Raw genomic sequence first — 1667 nt, 5'->3', positions numbered from 1 at the left:
CCTTAATTATTCATACTTCCATGTGCCTAAGTAAACAAGGTTCAAATTCTATATTTTTTCAAATTATAAATATAGTTAAGCCCAAAATAACCATAAATTTGAGGAACGCAACTTTAAATACCAAAAAATGGCCATTTTTGGGTAGACTACCCCCTTGGGCTTACCATACTTTTAAAAAAATAGGTATTTGTATGTTTTATTCCAGTTTTAGTGCTTGAATTCGTTGAAGAACCTTCCAAAAGAACTTTTGGTACACAAAACTAGAGGACAATTTAAAGTAAAGGGAACGCCCAGATTTTACCAACTTACTAGCGACTTTAATAATTCTTGTGCGAATGGTATCGATTTGCATTGTCTTTTGTCCTTCTGGAAAGCAAAGTGTTCGAAGCCAGTTTGTTAGGTTATACGCTAACAAACTTAACATCATCTTTGCTTCATTTACTTGGAAGGAGTGGCTGTTCATTTTATCCAAATAAAAGCCATTTTTTGCTTCATCAATAAAGGTTTCCATCGTACCTCTTTTTTGGTAGGTATGAACGATATCCTTTGGTGTAAATGCATCGACCAGATTTGTGACGAAGAATGAATGAGTGAAAAATAGTTCTCCTGCTGGTCGAACGGATTGAATGATTATTCTTCTTGATTTAAACCATGATTTTGCTTGATAGTCAATTTCCTCATAATAGTGCTCTGACTTTGTTGCATCTGATGGCGCTGTTGCAGGGTGTAATTCATCTGCCATTCGCTGTAAAACAGCGTTAGACTTTAAACGAATGACATAATAAACAGATTCACGTTCACATAAGTCATACAAGGCTGGGACGGCAAAACCACTATCTGCACGTAAGAACGGTATTGTTTCTGGAAATTCTTCATTGTAATGTGTGATAAGGGGTTCTACAAAGTCCACAACACCATTGGAAGTATAGACATTTCCAGGGCGCAACTGTGCCTTTAAAAAGTCACGGGTTATCCCGTCAAATGCAACTAATGGATGAAATCCAACTGTACCATAATGGGTATTGTAAGCCGCAGACTCTTGTTTGCCATAGGTATCAGCATGAGTGGAATCTAGGTCAATAATGAGTGCCTTTGACTTTCTGAATTCATGAACCTTATCCAAGAGTGCTTGATTGGCTTGATTTAATTGTTCAATGGATTCTTTATCAAACCGTGTATAAAACCGTGATAAACTTGGTTGAGAAGCTAAAGCATCCGTTTCAATAACTTTTGTGAACACAGGGTCTTGAGTCAATTGATCCGCATCGTCATCTTCCGCATATCCAGCAATGATTTGGTAAATCTTTTGGCGGAGTAGTTCTTCATTCGAATGGTAATGGTATTTTCTTTCGTCATTTAAGTGAAGGTATTCAGCAATAGTCTTTAAGAATCCAATTTTCCTATCAAATTCTTTAAAGATGAATTCACCCGTATCGGAGGAAAGGGAACCTCCATCATTTGACAATTTAATTTGACGATTGAAATCTAGTGTTAATTGCGGTAAAGTAGCCATTATAAGAATCCTTTCTGTGGTTATTTTGTGGTGATTTAACTTTAACAGAAATGGATTCTTTTTTCATTTATTTGATGCATGACTAAATTAGCTGGATTCCTTGGTAGATATGCATTTTTAGGCGCTCAAGGATTTTTTATGAATAATTAAGGTT

Annotated in this window: 1 protein-coding gene; it reads right to left on the bottom strand. The window is 35.9% G+C overall.

The genetic code is table 11. From position 1 onward, the window contains the following. Positions 1 to 196: 196 nt before the first annotated feature. Positions 197 to 1513 carry an IS1380 family transposase gene (locus ACFQ18_RS18015; RefSeq protein WP_047186544.1) on the bottom strand — a complete coding sequence of 439 codons (1317 nt, stop codon included), beginning with the start codon at positions 1511 to 1513 and terminating at the stop codon, positions 197 to 199. Positions 1514 to 1667 lie beyond the last annotated feature (154 nt).

This window comes from Oceanobacillus caeni (assembly GCF_042678465.1).
In the GTDB taxonomy this organism is placed as follows: domain Bacteria; phylum Bacillota; class Bacilli; order Bacillales; family Amphibacillaceae; genus Oceanobacillus; species Oceanobacillus caeni.
Note: the sequence above shows the minus strand (reverse complement) of the source record. Positions and strands in the feature narration are given on the sequence as shown.